At 73.3% G+C, this 20,671-nt stretch carries 25 protein-coding genes; 10 read left to right on the forward strand and 15 right to left on the reverse strand.

Going from position 1 to position 20,671, the window contains the following annotated elements; translation table 11 throughout:
* Positions 1-455: 455 nt before the first annotated feature.
* The gene (tyrS, locus tag ABZ570_RS16795) at positions 456-1,739 is read right to left on the reverse strand and encodes a tyrosine--tRNA ligase (RefSeq protein ID WP_358063755.1); all 1,284 of its coding nucleotides are present in this window, start codon (positions 1,737-1,739) and stop codon (positions 456-458) included.
* A gap of 100 nt (positions 1,740-1,839) precedes the next feature.
* On the opposite strand from tyrS, the gene ABZ570_RS16800 reads away from it, so the two are divergent.
* From ABZ570_RS16800 to ABZ570_RS16815, 4 genes are all read left to right on the forward strand, one after another.
* Positions 1,840-2,229: a PaaI family thioesterase gene (locus ABZ570_RS16800; protein ID WP_358063758.1), complete on the forward strand. Its 390-nt coding sequence runs from the start codon at positions 1,840-1,842 to the stop codon at positions 2,227-2,229.
* Between the two features lie 101 nt (positions 2,230-2,330).
* Positions 2,331-3,557, forward strand: coding sequence for a divalent metal cation transporter (locus ABZ570_RS16805; RefSeq protein WP_358063600.1), 1,227 nt, complete (start codon positions 2,331-2,333; stop codon positions 3,555-3,557).
* On the forward strand, positions 3,554-3,934 hold the full coding sequence (locus ABZ570_RS16810) for a hypothetical protein (RefSeq protein WP_358063603.1): 381 nt from the start codon (positions 3,554-3,556) through the stop codon (positions 3,932-3,934). Before ABZ570_RS16805 ends, ABZ570_RS16810 begins: the two co-directional genes overlap by 4 nt.
* Positions 3,921-4,238 (forward strand): PRC-barrel domain containing protein, encoded by a 318-nt coding sequence (locus tag ABZ570_RS16815; protein ID WP_358063606.1) that lies wholly within the window; start codon positions 3,921-3,923, stop codon positions 4,236-4,238. The genes ABZ570_RS16810 and ABZ570_RS16815 overlap by 14 nt, the downstream gene beginning before the upstream one ends.
* A 4-nt stretch (positions 4,239-4,242) precedes the next feature.
* Here ABZ570_RS16815 and ABZ570_RS16820 read toward each other — a convergent pair whose 3' ends face one another.
* Both ABZ570_RS16820 and ABZ570_RS16825 read right to left on the reverse strand, forming a co-directional pair.
* The gene (locus ABZ570_RS16820; protein WP_358063608.1) at positions 4,243-4,866 is read right to left on the reverse strand and encodes a hypothetical protein; all 624 of its coding nucleotides are present in this window, start codon (positions 4,864-4,866) and stop codon (positions 4,243-4,245) included.
* 10 nt (positions 4,867-4,876) lie between these two features.
* On the reverse strand, positions 4,877-5,380 hold the full coding sequence (locus ABZ570_RS16825) for a GNAT family N-acetyltransferase (RefSeq protein ID WP_358063611.1): 504 nt from the start codon (positions 5,378-5,380) through the stop codon (positions 4,877-4,879).
* 260 nt (positions 5,381-5,640) lie between these two features.
* Here ABZ570_RS16825 and ABZ570_RS16830 point away from each other — a divergent pair, with 260 nt between their 5' ends.
* Together ABZ570_RS16830 and ABZ570_RS16835 are read left to right on the forward strand one after the other, a co-directional pair.
* Positions 5,641-5,922 (forward strand): hypothetical protein, encoded by a 282-nt coding sequence (locus tag ABZ570_RS16830; RefSeq protein WP_358063761.1) that lies wholly within the window; start codon positions 5,641-5,643, stop codon positions 5,920-5,922.
* Positions 5,923-6,114: 192 nt separating this feature from the next.
* Positions 6,115-7,002 (forward strand): universal stress protein, encoded by an 888-nt coding sequence (locus ABZ570_RS16835; protein WP_358063614.1) that lies wholly within the window; start codon positions 6,115-6,117, stop codon positions 7,000-7,002.
* 17 nt (positions 7,003-7,019) lie between these two features.
* Here ABZ570_RS16835 and ABZ570_RS16840 read toward each other — a convergent pair whose 3' ends face one another.
* The gene (locus tag ABZ570_RS16840; RefSeq protein ID WP_358063617.1) at positions 7,020-7,646 is read right to left on the reverse strand and encodes an FMN reductase; all 627 of its coding nucleotides are present in this window, start codon (positions 7,644-7,646) and stop codon (positions 7,020-7,022) included.
* Positions 7,643-8,746, reverse strand: a complete 1,104-nt coding sequence (locus ABZ570_RS16845) for an LLM class flavin-dependent oxidoreductase (RefSeq protein WP_358063620.1) — start codon at positions 8,744-8,746, stop codon at positions 7,643-7,645. Before ABZ570_RS16845 ends, ABZ570_RS16840 begins: the two co-directional genes overlap by 4 nt.
* A gap of 14 nt (positions 8,747-8,760) precedes the next feature.
* Between ABZ570_RS16845 and ABZ570_RS16850 the strand changes: the two genes are divergently transcribed.
* Complete coding sequence (locus ABZ570_RS16850; RefSeq protein ID WP_358063623.1) at positions 8,761-8,949, forward strand: hypothetical protein; 189 nt, start codon at positions 8,761-8,763, stop codon at positions 8,947-8,949.
* An 84-nt stretch (positions 8,950-9,033) separates the two neighbouring features.
* A complete protein-coding gene (locus tag ABZ570_RS16855; protein ID WP_358063626.1) occupies positions 9,034-9,165 on the forward strand; it encodes a hypothetical protein in 132 nt (43 codons plus the stop codon).
* A gap of 34 nt (positions 9,166-9,199) precedes the next feature.
* Here ABZ570_RS16855 and ABZ570_RS16860 read toward each other — a convergent pair whose 3' ends face one another.
* Complete coding sequence (locus ABZ570_RS16860; protein ID WP_358063628.1) at positions 9,200-9,829, reverse strand: DNA-3-methyladenine glycosylase; 630 nt, start codon at positions 9,827-9,829, stop codon at positions 9,200-9,202.
* 76 nt (positions 9,830-9,905) lie between these two features.
* Between ABZ570_RS16860 and ABZ570_RS16865 the strand changes: the two genes are divergently transcribed.
* Positions 9,906-10,340, forward strand: coding sequence for a DNA-binding protein (locus tag ABZ570_RS16865; protein WP_358063631.1), 435 nt, complete (start codon positions 9,906-9,908; stop codon positions 10,338-10,340).
* A gap of 58 nt (positions 10,341-10,398) precedes the next feature.
* Entirely contained in the window at positions 10,399-10,752 is a 354-nt protein-coding gene (locus tag ABZ570_RS16870) for an MmcQ/YjbR family DNA-binding protein (protein ID WP_358063634.1), read from the forward strand.
* A gap of 82 nt (positions 10,753-10,834) precedes the next feature.
* On the opposite strand, the gene argH is transcribed toward ABZ570_RS16870, so the two are convergent.
* The 9 genes from argH to ABZ570_RS16915 form a co-directional block, all read right to left on the reverse strand.
* On the reverse strand, positions 10,835-12,298 hold the full coding sequence (gene argH / locus ABZ570_RS16875; protein ID WP_358063764.1) for an argininosuccinate lyase: 1,464 nt from the start codon (positions 12,296-12,298) through the stop codon (positions 10,835-10,837).
* 14 nt (positions 12,299-12,312) lie between these two features.
* Positions 12,313-13,518, reverse strand: coding sequence for an argininosuccinate synthase (locus ABZ570_RS16880; protein WP_358063636.1), 1,206 nt, complete (start codon positions 13,516-13,518; stop codon positions 12,313-12,315).
* Entirely contained in the window at positions 13,515-14,030 is a 516-nt protein-coding gene (locus ABZ570_RS16885; RefSeq protein WP_358063639.1) for an arginine repressor, read from the reverse strand. Before ABZ570_RS16885 ends, ABZ570_RS16880 begins: the two co-directional genes overlap by 4 nt.
* Positions 14,027-14,956 carry an ornithine carbamoyltransferase gene (gene argF / locus ABZ570_RS16890; protein ID WP_358063642.1) on the reverse strand — a complete coding sequence of 310 codons (930 nt, stop codon included), beginning with the start codon at positions 14,954-14,956 and terminating at the stop codon, positions 14,027-14,029. Before argF ends, ABZ570_RS16885 begins: the two co-directional genes overlap by 4 nt.
* On the reverse strand, positions 14,953-16,164 hold the full coding sequence (locus ABZ570_RS16895) for an acetylornithine transaminase (protein ID WP_358063645.1): 1,212 nt from the start codon (positions 16,162-16,164) through the stop codon (positions 14,953-14,955). The genes argF and ABZ570_RS16895 overlap by 4 nt, the downstream gene beginning before the upstream one ends.
* The gene (gene argB / locus ABZ570_RS16900) at positions 16,161-17,048 is read right to left on the reverse strand and encodes an acetylglutamate kinase (RefSeq protein WP_358063648.1); all 888 of its coding nucleotides are present in this window, start codon (positions 17,046-17,048) and stop codon (positions 16,161-16,163) included. Before argB ends, ABZ570_RS16895 begins: the two co-directional genes overlap by 4 nt.
* Positions 17,049-17,106: 58 nt before the next feature.
* The gene (gene argJ, locus ABZ570_RS16905) at positions 17,107-18,279 is read right to left on the reverse strand and encodes a bifunctional glutamate N-acetyltransferase/amino-acid acetyltransferase ArgJ (RefSeq protein WP_358063651.1); all 1,173 of its coding nucleotides are present in this window, start codon (positions 18,277-18,279) and stop codon (positions 17,107-17,109) included.
* Complete coding sequence (gene argC, locus ABZ570_RS16910) at positions 18,276-19,277, reverse strand: N-acetyl-gamma-glutamyl-phosphate reductase (protein WP_358063654.1); 1,002 nt, start codon at positions 19,275-19,277, stop codon at positions 18,276-18,278. Before argC ends, argJ begins: the two co-directional genes overlap by 4 nt.
* Before the next feature lie 142 nt (positions 19,278-19,419).
* Entirely contained in the window at positions 19,420-20,634 is a 1,215-nt protein-coding gene (locus tag ABZ570_RS16915; protein ID WP_358063657.1) for a low temperature requirement protein A, read from the reverse strand.
* Between the last annotated feature and the right edge of the window lie 37 nt (positions 20,635-20,671).

The following is a 20,671-nucleotide window of genomic DNA, read 5'->3' on the forward strand; positions in this document are numbered from 1 at the left end:
GGGCATTTCGTCCCACACCCGCCGCTCTCGCGCCGGGCACTTTTACTACGTTACCCGGTGGTTTCTGCCGTGTCAAACCGGTGTTTCGCGGCTTGTCATGCTTCCACCCTTTTGCCGGGCACCACGACTCGGGCCGACTCGCGCCGGGCGCTTCGTGGAATTCGGCAGGACGGCCGCAGCGGTTTCCCGCTCGCTCGCCCGTTTCCCTGCCGGCCGACAACCTTACCCGGTCGGTCTCGCCTCGCCAAATCCGCCTCGCGGCGAATCTGGGGCACCACCCGGGTCCAGGTCAGATGGAGCAACCATCCGCACCTGGCGGTCATTCCCGCGCTCCGGCCTCCCAGGACTTTCGCCCTGTTTCGTCCGTTCCGCGCTGGCAGAGAAAAAGTTACGCGCCCAGCGGTTTGATCGTCAAATCCGCTGGGCGCGTCCCGCGTCACATCGTCGAGATACGGCTATTTACGCAGCTCAACCCCGGCGAAGGAACGCTTGCCCCGGCGCAGCACCAGGTACCGCCCGTGCAGCAGGTCCTCCAGCGAGACGGTGGCGTCCACCTCGGCGATGCGGTTGTTGTTGACGTACGCGCCGCCCTCGGCGATCACCCGCCGGGCCTCGTTCATGCTCGGCACCAGGCCCGACTCCTTGAGCAGCCCGGCGACGTCCGGCAGCTCGGTCAGGTGGACCAGGCCGGCCTCGGCCAGCGCGGCGCGCAGGGTCTCCGGGGTCAGCTCGTCGAGCGAACCGCGGCCGAAGAGCGCCTGGCTCGCGGCGACCGCCTGCGCCATCTCCCGCTCGCCGTGCACCAGCGCGGTCAGCTCCTCGGCGAGCGCCCGCTGGGCGAGCCGCGCCTGCGGGCGCTCCGCCGTCGCCTTCTCCAGCTCCTCCAGCTCCTCACGGGACCGGAAGCTGAAGTAGCGCAGGTAGCGGACGACGTCGCGGTCGTCGGCGTTGACCCAGAACTGGTAGAAGGCGTACGGGCTGGTCATCTCCGGGTCGAGCCAGATGGAGCCACCCTCGGTCTTGCCGAACTTGGTGCCGTCCGACTTGGTGACCAGCGGCGTGGTGAAGGCCTGCACCGGGCCGGCGCCCCGCCGGCGGATGTAGTCGACCCCGGCGGTGATGTTGCCCCACTGGTCCGAGCCGCCGTACTGGAGCTGACAGCCGTGCCGGCGGTGCAGCTCGAAGAAGTCGTTGGCCTGCAGGAGCTGGTAGCTGAACTCGGTGAAGCTGATGCCGGTCTCCAGCCGCGCCTTGACCACCTCGCGGGCCAGCATCTTGTTCACCGGGAAGTGCTTGCCGACGTCCCGGAGGAACTCGACCACCGACATCTCGCCGGTCCAGTCCAGGTTGTTGACCAGTTGGGCCGCGTTCTCCCCGGTGTACGAGACGAACGGGGCGAGCTGGTCGTGGATGCGCCGGACCCAGCCGCCCACCACCTCGGGCGGGTTGAGGGTGCGCTCGGCGGTCTCCTTCGGATCGCCGATCTGGCCGGTGGCGCCGCCGACCAGCAGCAGCGGCCGGTGCCCGGCGAGCTGGAGCCGGCGCGCGGTGATGACCTGCATGAGGTGGCCGACGTGCAGGCTGGGGGCGGTCGGATCGAAGCCCACATAGAAGGTGGCCGTCCCGCCGTCGAGCAGCTCGCGCAGCTCGTCGAGGCCGGTCGAGTCCTGGATCAGGCCCCGCCACCGCAGGTCTTCGGTCAGGGAGTCCCGCCCGTGCGGGAGGTTGCTGTCGGTCACGGTCACCGATTCTCCCCCATCGCCGGCCTCCGCCCGTAGCGGGTTTGCCCAGCCGGGACGACTAGGCTGGCGGCGCCATCGAGGGCGAGGAGGGGCTGTGGTGGAGATGTCGGACCTCACGGGTGGCTTCGTGGCCCTGCTGGGCCTCAAGTTCGACGAGGTCAGCGGGGACCGGGTGGTGATCCGTTGGCAGGTCCGCCCGGAACTGCACCAGCCGTACGGGATTCAGCACGGTGGCGTCTACTGCTCGGTGGTGGAGACGGCGGCCAGCATCGGCGGTGCTCTGTGGCTGGGCGACAAGGGCCGGGTCGTCGGCGTGTCCAACCAGACCGACTTCCTGCGCGCGGTGCGCGACGGCGACCTGACCGCGGTCGGCACCCCCGTCCACCGGGGCCGGAGCCAGCAGTTGTGGCTGGTGGAGATCACCGACGGGGCCGGCCGACTGGTCTCGCGTGGTCAGGTGCGGCTGCAGAACCTCACCGCCGGCTGACCCCGGTCCGGACGGGGCCGACGGCCTGGCCGATTCGCCCGAAAAGAGATACCTGACACCGATATCGTCGCGTCGATGAGATCACCCGATCCCGACCCGACGTGAGGAAGCTCCTCGCCGTCACCCTCGGCGTCCTCTCCGCCATCGGCGGCTTCGTCGACGTCGGCGATCTGGTGGCCGCGAGTCAGGCCGGCGCCCGCTTCGGCATGGCGCACGCCTGGGTGCTGCTCGTCGGCGTGCTGGGCATCTGCGCGTACGCAGAGATGGCCGGGCGGATCGCGGCGGTCAGCGGCCGGGCGGTGTTCGACCTGGTCCGGGAGCGGCTGGGTCCACGGGTGGCGCTGCTCAACCTGGTCGCCTCCTGGCTGGTCACGGTGATCACCCTGGCCGCGGAGCTGGGCGGGGTGGCCCTGGCGTTGCAGCTGGCCAGCGGGGTGAGCTACCTGGTCTGGGTGCCGGTGGCCGCGGTGGCGGTCTGGCTGGTGCTGTGGCGGATGCGCTTCGAGCTGATGGAGCGGATCTTCGGAATGGCCGGGCTGTCGCTACTGGTCTTCGTCGTCGCGCTGTTCGCGCTGCCCACCGACTGGGCGCAGCTGGGGCACGGCACGCTGCACATCAGCTCCGGCGGGCAGGGCTGGCCGGTGTACTGGTTCGTCGCGGTGGCCCTGTTCGCCTCGACGGTGAGCCCGTACGAGGTGTTCTTCTTCTCCTCGGGCGGGGTGGAGGAGAGGTGGAGCCCGGCCGACCTGGCCCACGCCCGCTCGAACGTGCTGATCGGCTTCCCGGTCGGCGGCTTCCTGGCGTTGTCGCTGATCGCGGTCGCGGCGGTGGCGTACCACCCCGGCGGCACGTCGCTGACCACCCTCGACCAGGTGGCACGGCCGGTGGCCACCGCGTTCGGCGGGGTGGGGCTGGCGGTGGCAGCGCTGGCGTTCTTCGCGGTGACGTTCGGCGCGGCGCTGGAGACCGGGCTGTCCGCCGCGTACGCCGCGGCCCAGTACTTCGGCTGGCAGTGGGGCAAGCGGGTCACCCCCCGGGAGGCCGCCCGGTTCCACAGCGTGCTGCTGCTCAGCGTGCTGCTCGGGGTACTGCTGCTGATGACCACCGTCGACCCGGTGCAGCTCACCGAGTACATGCTGGTGCTCAGCGCGGTGGTACTGCCGCTGACGTACCTGCCGATCCTGGTGGTGGCGAACGACCGCGGCTACCTGGGCGACCGGGTCAACGGACGGTGGATGAACCTGCTCGGGGCGGTGTTCCTGCTGGTCATCGTGGCCGCCTCGGTGGCGGCGATCCCGCTGGCGATCATCACGGGGATGGGACGATGAGGATCCAGCTCGCCAAGCAGCTGCTCGACCGGCAGATCGTCGACCGGGACGGCCGCCTGGTCGGCCGCGTCGACGACATCGCCTTCGCGCTCGACGCCGAGGGCTTCCCGTACGTGGACAGCCTGCTGACCGGCCCGGCGGCGCTCGGGGAGCGGATCGGCGGCCGGGTCGGGCGCATCCTGATAGCGGCCGCCAAGCTGGTCAGAGACGAGCCGCGGGTGCCGCCGCTGCACATCCCGCTCGCCCAGGTCGCCCGGGTGGACAGCGCGGTGCGGCTGCGCTGCTCGGCGCCGGACCTGCCGCCCTCCCCGGGCGAGGCCTGGCTGCGGCGGCATCTGATCGACCGGATCCCGGGGGCGCACCGTGCGAGCGGGTGAGCTGCTCGGCAGGACGGCGTACGACCTGCACGGGCGGCGGCTGGGCCGGGTAGTCGACGTGGTGGTCCGGGGCGGCTGGCCACCGGAGCGGCTGCGGATCACCGACGTGATCGTCGCCGGCCACTGGTGGGCCCAGGTGAGCGGGCGGCTGATCGGACCCGAGCTGCACCCGTCCGGGCCGTGGCTGCTGCGGGCGATCGCCCGGACCCTCGGGCGCAGCACCCACCAGTTCCCCGCCGACCAGGTGCAGCTGGTACCGCCGGTGCGGGGCTTCCCCTTCGGCCCGCCCGGCGGGCCGGGTTGACCCGTCAGGCGGCGGCGGGCAGGTCGAGGACGTACGCGTCGCCCTCTCGGCGGAAGCCGAGCCGGTGGTAGTAGGGGGCGACCATGCCGGGCGGGCTGACCACCCGGCGGAAGCCGCGCTCGGTGAACAGGCGGCTGCGCCGGTAGACGAACTCGCCCGGGGTGAAGTCCCGGAACCGCTGGGTGACGTAGTCCAGGTCGATCTGGGCCACCCCGCCGGTCGCCGCGTGTGAGACCACCACGCCGACCACCTCGTCGGCCCGCACCACCAGGAACGCGGAGCGGTCGGCGGCCGGGTCCCAGCGGAAGCCCGGGTTGAACCGGGCGATGTCGGCGCCGTGCACGTTCAGGGTGTGGGCCAGGAACGCGTCGTCGGTGCCCACCTCGACCACCTGGTACGTCTGATCGTCGTGCCGGGTGGCCAGCATCGCGCGCAGGTACCAGACGTTGATCACGGCGAGCACGACGTTCAGCCCGACCATCGGCCACACGTGTACGGCGGCGTTGTAGCCGATCAGGATGAGGCAGCCGAGCAGGTTGAGCGCACGCAGCCGCAGGATGCGCGTCTGCAGCAGCGACCAGACCAGCAGCGCGGAGCCGGCCCAGCCGACGAGTTCCAGCCAGTTCACCCGGGGGACACTAGTGGTCGCGCTGGTCGGCCGGTTCGGCGGGCAGCTCCAGCACGTACTCCTCGACCTCGGTGCCGCGGCTCTCGGCGTATCCGGAGTCCTCGCCGACCACGGCGAAGCCGCACTTGCGCAGCACCGACAGGGAGGCGGCGTTGTCCTTGACGGCGCGGGCCCGCACCGCCCGCCGCGGCAGCTCGCGCAGCAGCTCGGCGAGCGCGGCGCTGGCGTGGCCCCGGCCCCAGCGCGCCGGGTCGATCCAGTAGCTGACCTCGGTGTGCTCCCCCACCGGGAAGGCGACCACCCGCCCGACCACCTCGCCGTCGACCGTCACCGTCCGCGGGACGATGCGCGGGTCGGCGCGGATACGCGCCCAGTGGGCGTCGAAGGCGGCCCGGTCGGTCGGGTCCTTCGGGCCGAACGCGGCCATCCAGTTGGCCTGCGGATCCTGCTCGTGGGCGAAGAACGCGGACAGGTCCTCGTCGCGCACCGGACGGAGCCGCACCTGACTGGCCATAGTCGGAGGGTACGCGGGCCGCCGGCACGACCCGGGACCTCCGGCCCGTCGGCCGGCCCTGGGGGGGCGCGGGCACGGCGGCTGGTGGCCGAGCGCTGAACTGCCCGTTACCGGGCGTCACCCTCGCCCAGGTCAGCGCCCGGCGCGGCGGGCGCTGACCGGGCACCGCGCGAACGGGCGACATCACCCGGGCGGTGGACCAGCGCTCGGACCGGTCCGGAACGCGCCGGGTGGGAGCGGAGGATCGCCGGGTGAACAGAATGCGCCAGCACCGGCACAGGCCGGCCTTCCCGATGCGTACCCCCTCCGTCACCGGTCCGACGCTGGCCGGCCCCCGGGCCCTGGGCCCGACGGCGGCCGCGCCGCTGGCTCTCGCCGCGGCGGCGCTCGGCGCGGTGGCGGTCGGCACGATGGCGATCGGCCGCCTGGTGATCCGCCGGGCGGTCGTGAAGGAGCTACGGATCGGCCGGCTGGAGGTGGACGAGCTGATCGTCCACCGGCAGACGCCGGGTCAGCCGGTGGGCGGCAGCGCCGTCGGGTAGCCGTACAGCTCGATCTGGCGTACGACCCGGAGGAGCTGCGCGCCCCGGGGCTGGTGCGGGAGTCCACCGACGCGCAGCTGACCTTGGTGGATGCGCGCGGCCGGGGCAGCCTGGGGGGTGGGGCGCGGGGCGGATCCGGGCGGATGGGGAGCCGGCCGTCGACAACGACCTGAGCCGAGCCGATCGGAAGGGGTGCCGATGAATCGACCCGTCGTGGTGGGCGTCGACGGATCGCCGTCCAGCCTGGCCGCCGCCGAGCAGGCGGCCCGGGCCGCCGGGCGGCGCTCCCGGCCGCTGCACCTGGTGCACGGCTACCTGCACCCACTCGGTTACGGAGTGCCGCTCAACCCGTACGACCTCGGGGTGCCGGCACCCACCACGGAGGCGCAGAAGATGCTCGAACGGGTGGCCGCCGAGCTGGCCGAGCGGCATCCGGGCGTGCGGGTGGACGTACGGCAGGTGGCCGGTGGCCCCGGCGCCACCCTGGTCGAGGAGTCCCGCCGGGCGGATCTCGTGGTGGTGGGCAGCCGCGGCGTCGGCGGCTTCGCCGGGCTGCTGCTCGGTTCGGTCAGCAACCAGGTTGCCCAGCACGCGCGCTGCCCGGTGCTGGTGGTGCGCCCGGCCGAGCAGCCGGTCCCGGTCGACGGGCCGGTGCTGGTCGGGGTGGACGGCTCCGAGTCGGCCGCGCTCGCCGTCCGGCTCGCCGCCGACGAGGCGGAGCACCGGGGCACCGACCTGGTGCTGGTGCACGTCCGCCCGCCGGAGCGGGCCGGCGCGGTGCCGGAGGAGGCCGCCGGGTCCGCTGCGGCCGAACAGGCCGAGTCGGAGCAGCTGCTGGCCTCCGCGGCCGCCCGGATCCGCGCGGACCATCCGGTGCTGACCGTGTCGCAGCGGCCGCTCCGGGCCGCGTCCGCGGAGCAGGCGCTGATCGCGGCGAGCGGGGAGGCGGCGCTGGTGGTGGTCGGCTCACGCGGCCGGGGCGGCTTCGCCGGGCTGCTGCTCGGCTCGGTCAGTCAGGCCCTCGTGCAGCACGCCCACTGCCCGGTGCTGGTGGCCCACCCGTACGAGCCGGCGGACTGACGTGTCAGGAGGGGCTGTCAGGCGGGGTCGCGGCCGGCGAGGAGGTCCTCGAAGCTGGTGGTGAGGGCGAACGGATCGGCCGGGCCGGCCGCGGCCGGACGGCGGTCCACCTGCTCGGCCAGTTCGGTGCCGGCCCGCCGGATCCGGCCTCGCAGGGCGCCTCCGACGCCCTCCCCGGACCAGTCCTCGGGCGCCGCGAAGACCGCAGTCGGCACCACCACCGCCCGCAGGTACGCGAACATGGGCCGGACCGCGTGCTCCAGGGCCAGCGAGTGCCGGGCGGTGCCGCCCGTGGCCCCGACCAGCACCGGCCGGTCGGCCAACGCGTCCCGGTCCACCACGTCGAAGAACGACTTGAACAGCCCGTTGTACGAGGCGTTGAAGATCGGGGTGACCGCGACCAGCCCGTCCGCGCTCGCCACCGTGTCCAGCGCTTCCCGCAGAGCGGCCGACGGGAAGCCGGTGAGCAGGTGGTTCACCACGTCGTGGGCATGCTCGCGCAGCTCGACCGGTCGGATCTCCACCTCGGCCCCGCGCCGGACCAGCTCGTCGCGGGCCGCCGCGGCGAGCTGGTCGGCGAGCAGCCGGGTCGACGAGGGCTGGCCGAGGCCGGCCGAGACCACGGCCAGGGTACGCCGGGTCATCGGCCCTCCTCCGTGCCGGCCAGGCTCGCCTCGCGGGCCGCGACCAGCGAGGCGTGCGTCGGCGCCTCGGGCACGTGCGCGGGGCGCAGCGAGTCGAACTCCTTGCGGAGCACCGGTACGACCTCCTCACCCAGCATGTCGAGCTGTTCCAGGACGGTCTTGAGCGGCAGGCCGGCGTGGTCCATCAGGAAGAGCTGCCGCTGGTAGTCGCCGACGTACTCGCGGAAGCCCAGCGTACGGTCGATGACCTGCTGCGGGCTGCCGACGGTCAGCGGGGTCTCGCGGCTGAACTCCTCCAGCGACGGCCCGTGCCCGTAGACCGGGGCGTTGTCGAAGTACGGCCGGAACTCGCGGACGGCGTCCTGGGAGTTCTTTCGCATGAAGACCTGCCCGCCGAGGCCGACGATGGCCTGGTCGGCGGAGCCGTGGCCGTAGTGCTCGAACCGCTGCCGGTAGAGGCCGACCATCCGCTGGGTGTGCTCCTTCGGCCAGAAGATGTGGTTGGCGAAGAAGCCGTCCCCGTAGTACGCGGCCTGCTCGGCGATCTCCGGGCTGCGGATCGAGCCGTGCCAGACGAACGGCGGCACGCCGTCGAGCGGGCGCGGGGTCGAGGTGAACGACTGCAACGGGGTGCGGAACCGCCCCTTCCAGTCGACGACGTCCTCCCGCCACAGCCGGTGCAGCAGGTCGTAGTTCTCGATGGCCAGCGGGATGCCGTTGCGGATGTCCTGCCCGAACCAGGGGTAGACCGGGCCGGTGTTGCCGCGCCCCATCATCAGGTCCACCCGACCGTCGGCCAGGTGCTGCAGCATCGCGTAGTCCTCGGCGATCTTCACCGGGTCGTTGGTGGTGATCAGCGTGGTCGAGGTGGAGAGCAGCAGCCGCTCGGTACGGGCCGCGATGTAGCCGAGCATGGTGGTCGGCGACGACGGCACGAACGGCGGGTTGTGGTGCTCGCCGGTGGCGAAGACGTCGAGGCCGACCTCCTCGGCCTTCAGGGCGATGGCGACCATGGCCTTGATCCGCTCACGCTCGGACGGCAGCCGCCCCTTGGTCGGGTCGACCGTGACGTCGCCGACGGTGAAGACTCCGAACTGCATGACCTGCTCCTCGCGTGGACGTCCGAGACCGGGTGGTCCGGATCGCACCGCACAACATATTTGACGAGTCAACTATTCCGTCGACCCGCCCCGGCGCCATCGGCGACACCCTCGCGGGTGGTTCAGCTCACAGCGGCAGACCGACCGCCGGCGGGCGGGACGGCGAGCGGCACACCCTGGGCGAAGGATGGCACTGGGAGTGACATGACTCCTTGGCATATTCATGCCTCAGAGTCATATCGCTCACCAGGAAATCTTCACCCGGTCGCGACACACCGTCGCGGCCGGTGGCGCGGATCGGGCACGCCAGGGTCGCGATGATCGCCCTGGGCAGCCTGGTCGCCCGTCGGGCGCTGCGACCGCACCTGGCCCCGCTGCGCAGCCACACCCGCCCGGCCCCGGCCGGCGCACCCCGGTGACCACGGCCGGGGCCACCGCGCCCGGCGTCGTGGGTCAGCGGCGGATGCGGGGCACGTGGCGGCGGTAGGCGCTCACCGTCGGATCGCCCGCGATCCAGAACCGCCACGGCACGTCGTGCGCCCCGGTCACCCCGACCCGCGGGCCGGCCGCGATCGCCGCCGCCGGCACCAGCGCTACGGCGGGCCGGAGCCGTACCGGGCCGTCGCCCAGCAGGTCGGCGCCGTAGACCGTGCGGTCGATGCCGAGCGCCGCGCAGAGCCGCGCGGGCCCGCGCGCCAGGTCGACGTCCCGGCGTACGGCGGGTCGCCGCGCCCGCGCCGCGTCGAGGCCGTCGACCACCTCACCGGCGCGCAGCAGCACCGCCGACGCCTCCCCGTCCGCCCCGGTGACCACGTTCACGCACCAGTGCATGCCGTAGGTGAAGTAGACGTAGGCCCGCCCGGACGGGCCGAACATCACCGCGTTGCGCGGGGTGCGGCCCCGATACGCGTGGGAGGCCGGGTCGCCCGCGGTGCCGGCGTACGCCTCGACCTCGGTGATCCGGACGGTGACCCCGCCGGCGGTGAGCAGGCAGCCGAGCAGGCCGCGGGCGGCCGGCACGACGGGCCCGGCCAGCAGGTCGGCCAGGTCGGCGGCGGCGGTGACGGGCTCGGCGCTGGTCATGGCTCGACAATATCCGGCACCCCTGCGCTCCCGATTTTCAATACACCGTTGACAAGAGCCCGTTCAAAGGTGTCTGATGAGAGCCATGCCCACGCTGGACAACGACCCGTTCACCGCTCCGGACGCGGCCCAGGCCCGCGCGCACCGCAACTATGCGGCGCTGATGCGGATCGCCGAGCGGCACGCCGGCACCAACTCCCGCCGCCGGCGGTACGCCCACCCCGACGTCCCCGACGCGTACGAGGCGGCCACGCTGGTGATGGCCCTGGCCGGCGGGGCGGAGCTGGAGGAGGGCGAGGAGCCGGTCGACCAGGCCGACCTGATGGCGGCGCTGACCCTGGTCCCGCACGTGCGGGCGGAGGTCGACGTGCTCGAGGCGGGGCTGTTGCAGGTGGCCCGGGCCCGGGGGTTGACCTGGCAGGCGATCGCCTTCGGGCTGGGGCTGGGCAGCGCTCAGGCGGCCCGGCAACGCTACGAGCGGCTGACGGTACGCACCGGCACCGCCGACTGAACGGCGGAAAGGTCACAGGGCCGGGCGGGACTGTCCGGATGGACGGGACAGGGGCGCGATGAGACGCGACGAGATGCTGGCGTACTGCCTGGCGAAGCCGGGCGCGTGGCTGGACCAGCCGTGGGAGGGCGACGAGGTGGTCAAGGTCGGCAGCCGGATCTTCGCCTTCCTCGGCTCAACCGAGGGCGAAGCGCGGGTGGGCCTGAAGTGCGGCCCGTCCCGGGAGGTCGCCGACGAGTGGCTGCACCGGTTCCCCGACGACGCCCGCCCCTCCCCCTACATCGGCCGGTCGGGGTGGAACACGCTACGGCTCGACGGCGGCATCCCCGACGAGGAGCTGCGGGAGGCGCTCGACGGGTCGTACGACGCGGTGGTGGCGAAGCTGCCCAAGCGAGAGCGCCCGCCGGCCTGACGGCTCTCACCCTGAGAAACAGCGCCGAGCGCCAAAAGAACGCCCCCAGCACGACGCTGGGGGCCTTCTGGCTGTCCCGGGGTCAGCGGGGCACGACCCGCTCGGCGGCCCACTCCCGCCAGCCGGCCAGCTTGTCCGCGGCGGTGGCGAGCTGGTCGGCCACCGGCCCGGGGCCGGTCGAGCCGGGGGTGGTCCGGGCCGCCAGGGCGGAGCGGACCGAGAGCACGTCCCGCACCGACGGGTCCAGGTGCGGGCTGACCGCGGCGAGGTCGGCGTCGGAGACCTCGTCCAGGGCGCAGTCCCGGGCCACGCAGAGTGCCACCAGCCGGCCGGTGATCTCGTGCGCGTCCCGGAACGGCACGCCCCGGCGGACCAGCCAGTCGGCCACCTCGGTGGCGAGGGAGAAGCCGACCGGCGCGGCGGCGACCAGGCGGTCGACCCGTACCGTCATCGTGGAGATCATCCCGGCGAGCGCCGGCAGCAGCAGCTCCAGGGTGTCGACCGCGTCGAAGGCCGGCTCCTTGTCCTCCTGCATGTCCCGGTCGTAGGTCATCGGCAGGCCCTTGAGCATGGTGAGCACGCTCATCAGCCCGCCGACGAGCCGGCCGGACTTGCCCCGGGCCAGTTCGGCGATGTCCGCGTTCTTCTTCTGCGGCATGATCGACGACCCGGTGGCGAACGCGTCGTCCAGCTCCACCCAGCCGAACTCGTGGGACGTCCAGAGCACCACCTCCTCGCCGAGCCGGGACAGGTGCACGCCGATCATCGCGGTGACGAAGAGGAACTCGGCGACGAAGTCCCGGTCGGCGACGGCGTCCATGGAGTTGGCGAAGGACGTCCGGAAGCCCAGCTCCTTGGAGACCGCCAGCGGGTCCAGCGGCAGCCCGGAGCCGGCCAGTGCGCCCGCGCCGAGCGGGCTGACCGCCGCCCGCTCGTCCCAGTCGCGCAGCCGTTCCAGGTCGCGCAGCAGCGGCTGCACGTGGGCGAGCAGCCAGTGCCCGAAGGTGACCGGCTGGGCGTGCTGGAGGTGGGTCATGCCGGGGGCGGCGGTGTCCACGTGCCGTCCCGCCTGCTCGACCAGGGCCTCGGCCAGCTCGACCAGGCGGGCCGCCACGCCCCGGGCGTGGTCGCGCAGGTAGAGCCGCAGGTCGGTGGCGACCTGGTCGTTGCGGGAGCGGCCGGCGCGCAGCTTGCCGCCGAGGCTGCCGAGCCGCTCCAGCAGACCGCGTTCGAGGGCGGTGTGCACGTCCTCGTCGTCGACGGTCGGGCGGAACGCCCCGGAGGCGCAGGCGGCCTCCAGGTCGTCCAGCGCGGCCAGCATCTTGCCCAGTTCCTCAGGGTCGAGCAGGCCGGCGCCGGCCAGGACCCGGGCGTGCGCCCGGGAGCCGGCGATGTCGTACGGGGCGAGGCGCCAGTCGAACTGGACGCTCACCGACAGCCGCGCGAGCGCCTCGGAGGGCCCGCCGGCGAACCGGCCTCCCCAGAGGCTCGTCCGGTTGGCGGCGGCGCTGTTCTCGGTCAGGCTCTTGTCGTCCACCCCACCCATTGTGCTGTTCACGATCAGGAGCCGCCCAGCCGGGCGTCCCGGGCGGCGGCCATCTTGCTGGGCAGGCCCCACAGCTGCACGAAGCCCTTGGCCAGGGACTGGTCGAAGGTGTCGCCGGTGTCGTAGGTGGCCATGCCGAAGTCGTACAGGCTCGCCTCGGAACGCCGGCCGGTGACGGTGGCCCGACCGCCGTGCAGGGTGAGCCGCACCTCGCCGGAGACGTGCCGCTGGGCGTCGTCGATGAACGCGTCGAGCGCCAGCTTCAGCGGCGAGAACCAGAGGCCGTCGTAGACCAGCTCGCCCCAGCGCTGGTCGACGCCGCGCTTGAACCGGGCCAGGTCCCGCTCGACGGTGACGTTCTCCAGCTCCTGATGGGCGGTGATCAGGGCGATCGCGCCGGGAGCCTCGTACACCTCGCGGCTCTTGATGCCCACGAGGCGGTCCTCGACCATGTCGAGGCGGCCGACGCCCTGGGCGCCGGCCCGCCGGTTCAGCTCCAGGATCGCCTGGTACGGGGTGACGGTCTCGCCGTCGATGGCGACGGGCACGCCCGCGTCGAAGGTGATGACCACCTCGTCCGCGTCCCGCTCCTGCGCCGGGTCGGCGGTGTACGAGTACAGGTCCTCGATCGGCGCGTTCCAGATGTCCTCCAGGAAGCCGGTCTCCACCGCGCGGCCCCACAGGTTCTGGTCGATGGAGTACGGCGACTTGGCCGACACGTCGATCGGCAGGCCCTTCTCCTCGGCGAAGGCGATCGCCTTGTCCCGGGTCCAGGCGAAGTCCCGGGCCGGAGCGATGATCTTCAGGTCGGGGGCGAGCGCGGCCAGGCCGACCTCGAAGCGGACCTGGTCGTTGCCCTTGCCGGTGCAGCCGTGCGACACGATGGTGCCGCCGTACTTCTTGGCGGCGGTGACCAGGTGCTTCACGATGAGCGGGCGGGACAGCGCGGAGACCAGCGGGTAGCGGTCCATGTAGAGGGCGTTGGCGCGGATCGCCGGCAGGCAGTACTCGGCGGCGAACTCGTCGCGCGCGTCGACCACCTCCGACTCGACCGCGCCGCAGTCCAGCGCGCGCTGCCGGATGACGTTCATGTCCTCGCCGCCCTGGCCGAGGTCGACCGCGACCGCGATCACCTCGCCGCCGGTCTGCTCGGCCAGGTACGGAATGGCGACGGAGGTGTCCAGCCCTCCGGAGTACGCCAGGACGACCCGCTCGGTCATGGTGTGCTGCTCCCTTCGATGGTCTCTTCCCGGCGGGCCCACGCGGCGAGCTTGTCGCCCAACGCGGCGCCGCCGACGGCCTCGCGGGCCACGACGAGGATGGTGTCGTCGCCGGCGATGGTGCCGACGACCTCGGGCAGGCCCGCTCGGTCCAACGCGCTGGCCAGGTAGTGGGCCGCGCCCGGCGGGGTGCGTAGAACGGCGATGTTGCCGCTGGCGTCGACCCCGTTGAGCAGCTCGCGCAGCAGCCGGACGAGCCGGGCCGGGGCGGCCTCGGCCTCGCGCAGCGGCCGGTGGCCGTCCTCCGGGATCAGGTAGACGCCCCGCCCGTCGCCGCCGCGGGCGGTCACCGCCCCCAGTTCCTTGAGGTCCCGGGAGAGGGTGGCCTGGGTGACCTGGATGCCGTCGCCGGCGAGCAGGTCGGCCAGCTCGGTCTGCGAGTGGATGGCCCGGTCGCGGATCAGCTCGACGATGCGGGCGTGCCGGGCGGCGCGGGTCGACGGAGCGGTCATGGGGTGGATGCCTCCAGGAGAAACGTCAGCAGCGCCTTCTGCGCGTGCAGGCGATTCTCCGCCTGGTCGAAGACCGCGCTGTGCGGCCCGTCGAGCACCTCGTCGGTGATCTCCTCGCCCCGGTGGGCGGGCAGGCAGTGCAGCACGATGACGTCGGCCGCGGCGTGGCCGAGCAGCGCGTCGTTGACCTGGTACGGCAGGAACGGGGTGATCCGGTCGTGACCGTCCGACTCGTGGCCCATCGAGGTCCAGGTGTCGGTGGCGACCACGTCGGCGGCGCGGACCGCCTCGACCGGGTCGGTGAGCACGCGCACCGACCCGCCGGTGCCCGCGGCGATCTTCTCGGCCCGGGCGACCACCTCGGGGTCGGGCTGGAACCCGGCCGGCCCGGCGACCCGGACGTGCATCCCGGCGGTCGCCCCGGCCAGCAGGTAGGAGTGCGCCATGTTGTTCGCCGCGTCCCCGACGTACGCCAGGGTGCGCCCGGCGGTGGCGCCGAACCGCTCCCGGACGGTGAGCAGGTCGGCCAGGAGCTGGCAGGGGTGGTAGGCGTCGGTGAGCGCGTTGACCACCGGCACGGTGGCGTGCGCGGCCACCTCGGCGATCCGGTCGTCGCCGTGGGTACGCAGCACGATCGCCGCCACGTAGCGGGACAGCACCCGGCCGGCGTCGGCGAGGGTCTCGCCCCGCCCGAAGTGGGTGACCTGGGTGTCCACCACGAGCGGGTGCCCGCCCAGCTCGGCGATACCGACGTCGAAGGAGAACCGGGTCCGCAGGCTCTGCTTGTCGAAGAGCACCGCCACCGACCGCGGCCCGGCCAGGGGCTGCTGGCCGAAGCGGTCCGCCTTCATCCGGGCCGCGAGGTCGAGCACGGCCGACTGCTCGGCGGGGGTCAGGTCGTCGTCCCGCAGGAAGTGCCGGATCATGCGGGGACCTCCGTGGTGGTCGGGGCGCCGTCGACGGGCGCCGGGGCGGCGGCGTCGAGGGCGGCCGGGAGGGCGGCGAGGAAGGCGTCGGCCTGCTCGGCGGTGAGGATCAGCGGCGGGGCGAGGCGGACCACGCCGGGCTGCACCGGGTTGACCAGGAAGCCGGCGTCGCGCAGCCCGGTCGCCACCGCGCCGGACACGGGCTGGTCGAGCACGATGCCGAGCAGCAGGCCGGCGCCGCGTACCTCGGCGACGAGCGGGTGGCCGAGCGCCTCGATCCCGCGCCGCAGCCGCTCCCCGATCCGCTTGACGTGGTCGAGCAGCCCCTCGTGGGCGATGGTGGAGACCACCGCGAGGCCGGCCGCGCAGCTGACCGGGTTGCCGCCGAAGGTGGTGCCGTGCGAGCCGGGGCGGAGCAGGTCGGCGGCCCGGCCGAAGGCCAGGCAGGCACCGAGCGGCAGGCCGCCGCCGAGCCCCTTGGCGAGGGTGACGACGTCCGGTTCCACGCCCTCGGCCTGGTGGGCGAACCAGTGCCCGGTGCGGCCGATGCCGGTCTGCACCTCGTCGAGCACCAGCAGGGCGCCGTGCGCGGCGGTGATCCGCCGCGCCTCGGCCAGGTAGCCGGGCGGCGGGACGATCACGCCGCTCTCGCCCTGGACGGGCTCGAGGATCACCATGGCGGTCGCGTCGGTGACGGCGGCCGCCAGGGCCGCGGGATCGCCGTACGGGACGTGGGTGACGTCGCCGGGCAGCGGGCGGAACGGGTCGGCCTTGGCGGGCTGGCCGGTGAGCGCCAGGGCGCCCATGGTCCGGCCGTGGAAGCCGCCCTCAGTGGCCACCACGTGGGTCCGCCCGGTGAGCCGGGACAGCTTGAAGGCGGCCTCGTTGGCCTCCGCGCCGGAGTTGGCGAAGAAGACCCGGCCGGGCCGGCCGGCCAGGGCCAGCAGCAGCTCGGCGAGGGCGACGGGGGGCTCGGCGACGAACAGGTTGGAGACGTGCCCGAGGGTGGCGACCTGCTTGGCGACGGCGGACACCACGGCCGGGTGGGCGTGGCCGAGGGCGTTGACCGCGATGCCGCCGAGCAGGTCGACGTACTCCCGGCCGGCCTCGTCGACCACGACGGCGCCGGAGCCGGAGACGAGCGCGAGCGGCGGGGTGCCGTAGTTGTCCATCATGGCCGCACCCCAGCGTTCCACCAGCGTGCTCATGGCGCGATCACCATCGTTCCGAACCCTTCCGAGGTGAACACCTCAAGCAGCGTGGAGTGGGCGACCCGGCCGTCGACGACGTGCGCGGCGGGCACTCCCCCGCCCACCGCCCGCAGGCAGGCCTCCATCTTCGGGACCATCCCCGATTCCAGGGACGGCAGCAGCTTGGCCAGGTCGTCGGTGGTGATCTCGCTGACCAGGCTGGACCTGTCCGGCCAGTCCGCGTACAGGCCGGGGACGTCGGTGAGGACGACCAGCTTCCGCGCCTCCAGCGCGACCGCGAGCGCGGCGGCGGCGGTGTCGGCGTTGAGGTTGTGCAGCACTCCGTCGGCGTCCGGCGCGACGGTGGAGATCACCGGGATCCGGCCGGCCGCGATCAGATCGGTCACCGCCGAGACGTCCACCGACTCCACGTCGCCGACCTGGCCGACGTCGACCGGCTCCCCGTCCACGTACGCCGGGCGACGCACGGCGGTGAACAGGCCGGCGTCCTCGCCGGAGAGCCCGACGGCGAACGGGCCGTGCGCGTTGATCAGGCCGACCAGTTCCCGGCCGACCTGGCCCACGAGGACCATCCGGACGACGTCCATCGCCTCGGCGGTGGTGACCCGCAGCCCGCCCCGGAACTCGCTGACGATGCCGAGCCGGCCGAGCATGGCGGAGATCTGCGGCCCGCCGCCGTGCACGACGACCGGCTTCAGGCCGGCGTACCGGAGGAAGACCATGTCGGCGGCGAAGGCCCGCTGGAGCTCGGGGTCGACCATGGCGTTGCCGCCGTACTTGACCACGACGGTGGCGCCGGAGAAGCGGGCCAGCCAGGGCAGGGCCTCGATCAGCGTCTCGGCCTTGGCCTGGGCGCGGGTGAGGTCAGCGGTGAGGCTCATGCTCGAGCCTGCCTTTCGTTCGCGACTGCGGGACTCCGCTTCGCTGCGTTCCTCGCGCTCACGTCGAGTACGCCGAGTTCTCGTGCACGTACGCGTGTGACAGGTCGTTGGTCCAGATGGTCGCCGCCGCGTCCCCGGCGTGCAGGTCGATCCGGATGGTGACGTCCCGCCCGGTGAGGTCGACCTTCGCGCGGTCCTCGGCGGCGGCCCCGCCCCGGCACACCCACACCCCGTTGACCGCGACGTCGACGCCGTCCGGCTCGAAGGCGGCGGCGGTGGTGCCGACCGCGGCGAGGATCCGGCCCCAGTTCGGGTCGTTGCCGAACAGCGCGGTCTTGACCAGGTTGTTCCGGGCCACCGTCCGGCCGACCTCGACCGCGTCCTCCTCGCTCGCGGCGCCGACCACCTCGATGGCGATCTGCTTGGTGGCGCCCTCGGCGTCGGCGATGAGCTGCTGGGCCAGGTCGTGGCAGGCGGCGGTGACCGCGGCGGTCAGCTCCGCCTCGCTCGGCTCGATGCCGGACGCGCCGCTGGCCAGCAGCAGCACCGTGTCGTTGGTGGACATGCAGCCGTCGGAGTCGATCCGGTCGAAGGTGACCCGGGTGGCGGCCCGCAGCGCGGCGTCGAGGGTTTCCGGCCCGGCCACCGCGTCGGTGGTGAGCACGCAGAGCATGGTGGCCATCGCGGGGGCGAGCATGCCGGCGCCCTTGGCCATGCCGCCGACGGTCCAGCCGCTCCCCGTGGCCACGGTGGTCTTGGGCCGGGTGTCGGTGGTCATGATCGCCTCGGCGGCCGGCCGGCCGCCCTCCCGTGAGAGCCGGCGCACGGCGCTGCCCACGCCGGAGAGCAGGGCGGGCATGGGCAGGCGCTCGCCGATCAGGCCGGTGGAGCAGACCGCGACCTCGCCCGCGCCGAGCATCAGCCGGGGGCTGCCCGCGGTGAGCGCGGCGGCGGTGTGCTCGGCGGTGGCGTGGGTGTCCTGGAAGCCGGCCGGGCCGGTGCAGGCGTTGGCCCCGCCGGAGTTGAGCACCACGGCGCGGACCACGCCACCGCGGACGACCTGCTGGGTCCAGAGCACCGGGGCGGCCTTGACCCGGTTGGCGGTGAACACGCCGGCGATCCCGGCGTCGGGGCCGTCGTTGACGACGAGGGCGACGTCGCTGGCGCCGCTGGCCTTGAGCCCGGCGGCCACGCCGGCGGCGCGGAAGCCCCGGGGGCTGGTCACTGTCATGGGGCCACTCCGAAGGTGGAGAGTCCGGTGGCCTCGGGGAGGCCGAGCATGAGGTTGGCGTTCTGCACGGCCTGGCCGGCCGCGCCCTTGCCGAGGTTGTCGATGGCGCTGACCACGATCACCCGGCCGGAGTCGACGTCGACCGTGGCCTGGAGGTGGCAGGAGTTCGAGCCCGCGGTGGCGGCGGTGTGTGGCCACTGCCCCTCGGGCAGCACGTGCACGAAGGGCGCGTCCGCGTACGCCCGCCCCAACACCTCGCGCGGGTCGGCCCCGCCGGTCGGGACGGCGGTGACGGTGGCGAGGATGCCGCGCGGCATGGGCGCGAGGATCGGGGTGAAGGAGAGGCCGGTCGCCCCGCTGGCCTGCTTGATCTCCGGCACGTGCTGGTGGGCGCCGACCTTGTAGGGCGACAGGTCGCCCATCACCTCGCTGCCGAGCAGGTGCGCCTTGGCGGCCCGGCCGGCGCCGGAGGTGCCGGAGGCCGCGACCACCACCACGTCGGTGGGCAGGACCGCGCCGGCCGCGATCAGCGGGGCCAGGGCGAGGGTGGTGGCCACCGCGTAGCAGCCGGTGTTGGCGACCCGCGACGCCACGGCGATCGCGGCCCGCTGGCCGGGCAGCTCGGGCAGGCCGTAGGTCCAGGCGCCGGCGTGCGGGCCGCCGTAGTACCGGGACCAGGCAGCCGCGTCGCGCAGCCGGTGGTCGGCACCGAGGTCGACCACCTTGACCGCCGGGGGCAGGGCCGCGGCGAGGGCCGCCGACTCGCCGTGCGGCAGGGCCAGGAAGACCAGGTCCGCGTCGGCCAGGGTGGCCGGGTCGGTCGTCCCGAGCATCAGGTCCAGCCCGGCGAGCTGCGGGTGTACGGCGGCGACGGGTCGGCCGGCCTGGGCGTGGGCGGTGGCCGCGACGAGGTCGAACTCGGGGTGCCCGGCGAGCAGGCGCAGCAGTTCACCACCGGCGTACCCGCTGGCCCCGGCGACCGCTACCCGGATACCCATACTCACCTCCGCATGACTATGCAACACAGGCTAACAGAGATCGAGACGGCACTGCAACTTCATACGGCAGACTGCATGAAATTCGACGGCGGCTGGTCGGCCCGGGCGCCTTCGTCCGGCGCGGCGGGGCACTGCCGGACCGTCAGCTCCCGCCCCGCACGTCGGACGGCGGCGCCGTCTCCCTCGGGAACAGGCGCCAGCTGATCGCGTTGGAGGTGGCGATGCCGGCCAGCACCACGGCAGCGGCCAGGGCCACCAGCAGGGGCGGCAGCACATGGACCACCGGGACCAGGACCGCGAGCAGCACCAGGCCGATCGGCCGCGACCAGGAGACCCGACTGAAGGCGGCGTAGTCGAGCATCGCCCGGCCGGCCAGGAACAGCGCCGGTCCGCCGAGGATGACCATGATCCGCGACAACGTGCTCTTGTCGAAGGGTTGCGCGATGATCAGCCGGTCACCCACGGAGCTGACCGCGACGCCGATCACCATCACCAGGTGCGCGTAGGACGCGAGTTCGCCGACGTAGGCCGGGCGCCGGGACGACGCGATGGCGGTGGGGAGCAACTCGCCCGCCCGGTAGTAGTAGATCTGCCAGAGCAGCACGGTGATCACGAACGCCACGAGCAGGGCGGCCGTCCGCTCGCTCTGGAAGCCGTACGGGCTGATCTGGATGCCGGAGGTCAGGATGGTCTCGCCGAAGGCGATGATGAGGACCTGCCGGTAGCGCTCCGTCAGGTGCTCCTCCGCGATCGGCTGGCCGCGCAGTCCGGCGCGGCCCAGCCACGGCGTGGGGAAGTCCAGCACCCCGGCGGCGTAGTCGACGAGGACCGCCACGGTCCAGCAGGCCAGTCGCAGGCCGCCGGCCGCGAAGATCCCGGCGATCCACGGCACCGCCGAGATGCAGGACCAGAAGACGATCCGGATGCTGACCCCGCGGGCGTAACCGTCCCCGCCGAACAGCACGAGCCAGAGGTGCCGGAACACCTGGACGGCGACGTAGACCCCGGCGAAGACGGCCGCGTAAGCCTCGAAGGCGGCCGGCAGCGCGGCGGCCATCAACAGGGCGCCGAGCATGGTCACGATGACCATGACCTGGATCATCGGGCGGGTGGGGTCGTACCGGTTGGTGGTCCAGGCCATGCGGTACCAGAGCCACCAGAGAGCCAGGGTCAGCACCATCGCCGAGTAGAAGCCGTGCCAGTTCAGGTGCGCGACCAGGCGGTCGGAGAGGCGGGTGAGGGCGAAGACGAGCACCACGTCGAACAGCAGTTCGACGAAGCCGGCCCGCTGTGGGGGCTCACGGCTCCCCGGCAGCTCAGCCGCCGCACCCCGCATGGCCATATAGATCTGCCCCACTCGTCCCTTTCGGGGCAGTATTCCACGCGGTGGCGTA

The organism is Micromonospora sp. NPDC007271, assembly GCF_040634005.1.
In the GTDB taxonomy this organism is placed as follows: Bacteria; Actinomycetota; Actinomycetes; order Mycobacteriales; family Micromonosporaceae; genus Micromonospora.

Bases quoted from the DNA above. Each gene is read 5' to 3' on its own strand.
- ABZ570_RS16825 (WP_358063611.1), bottom strand. From the start codon at position 5,380: ATGGCCAGTCAGGTGCGGCTCCGTCCGGTGCGCGACGAGGACCTGTCC.
- ABZ570_RS16885 (WP_358063639.1), bottom strand. From the start codon at position 14,030: ATGACCGCTCCGTCGACCCGCGCCGCCCGGCACGCCCGCATCGTCGAG.
- ABZ570_RS16830 (WP_358063761.1), top strand. From the start codon at position 5,641: ATGCGCCAGCACCGGCACAGGCCGGCCTTCCCGATGCGTACCCCCTCC.
- ABZ570_RS16865 (WP_358063631.1), top strand. From the start codon at position 9,906: ATGAGAGCCATGCCCACGCTGGACAACGACCCGTTCACCGCTCCGGAC.
- argH (WP_358063764.1), bottom strand. From the start codon at position 12,298: ATGGGTGGGGTGGACGACAAGAGCCTGACCGAGAACAGCGCCGCCGCC.
- ABZ570_RS16810 (WP_358063603.1), top strand. From the start codon at position 3,554: ATGAGGATCCAGCTCGCCAAGCAGCTGCTCGACCGGCAGATCGTCGAC.
- argB (WP_358063648.1), bottom strand. From the start codon at position 17,048: ATGAGCCTCACCGCTGACCTCACCCGCGCCCAGGCCAAGGCCGAGACG.
- ABZ570_RS16860 (WP_358063628.1), bottom strand. From the start codon at position 9,829: ATGACCAGCGCCGAGCCCGTCACCGCCGCCGCCGACCTGGCCGACCTG.
- argF (WP_358063642.1), bottom strand. From the start codon at position 14,956: ATGATCCGGCACTTCCTGCGGGACGACGACCTGACCCCCGCCGAGCAG.
- ABZ570_RS16870 (WP_358063634.1), top strand. From the start codon at position 10,399: ATGAGACGCGACGAGATGCTGGCGTACTGCCTGGCGAAGCCGGGCGCG.
- argJ (WP_358063651.1), bottom strand. From the start codon at position 18,279: ATGACAGTGACCAGCCCCCGGGGCTTCCGCGCCGCCGGCGTGGCCGCC.
- ABZ570_RS16840 (WP_358063617.1), bottom strand. From the start codon at position 7,646: ATGACCCGGCGTACCCTGGCCGTGGTCTCGGCCGGCCTCGGCCAGCCC.
- argC (WP_358063654.1), bottom strand. From the start codon at position 19,277: ATGGGTATCCGGGTAGCGGTCGCCGGGGCCAGCGGGTACGCCGGTGGT.
- ABZ570_RS16845 (WP_358063620.1), bottom strand. From the start codon at position 8,746: ATGCAGTTCGGAGTCTTCACCGTCGGCGACGTCACGGTCGACCCGACC.
- ABZ570_RS16895 (WP_358063645.1), bottom strand. From the start codon at position 16,164: ATGAGCACGCTGGTGGAACGCTGGGGTGCGGCCATGATGGACAACTAC.
- ABZ570_RS16880 (WP_358063636.1), bottom strand. From the start codon at position 13,518: ATGACCGAGCGGGTCGTCCTGGCGTACTCCGGAGGGCTGGACACCTCC.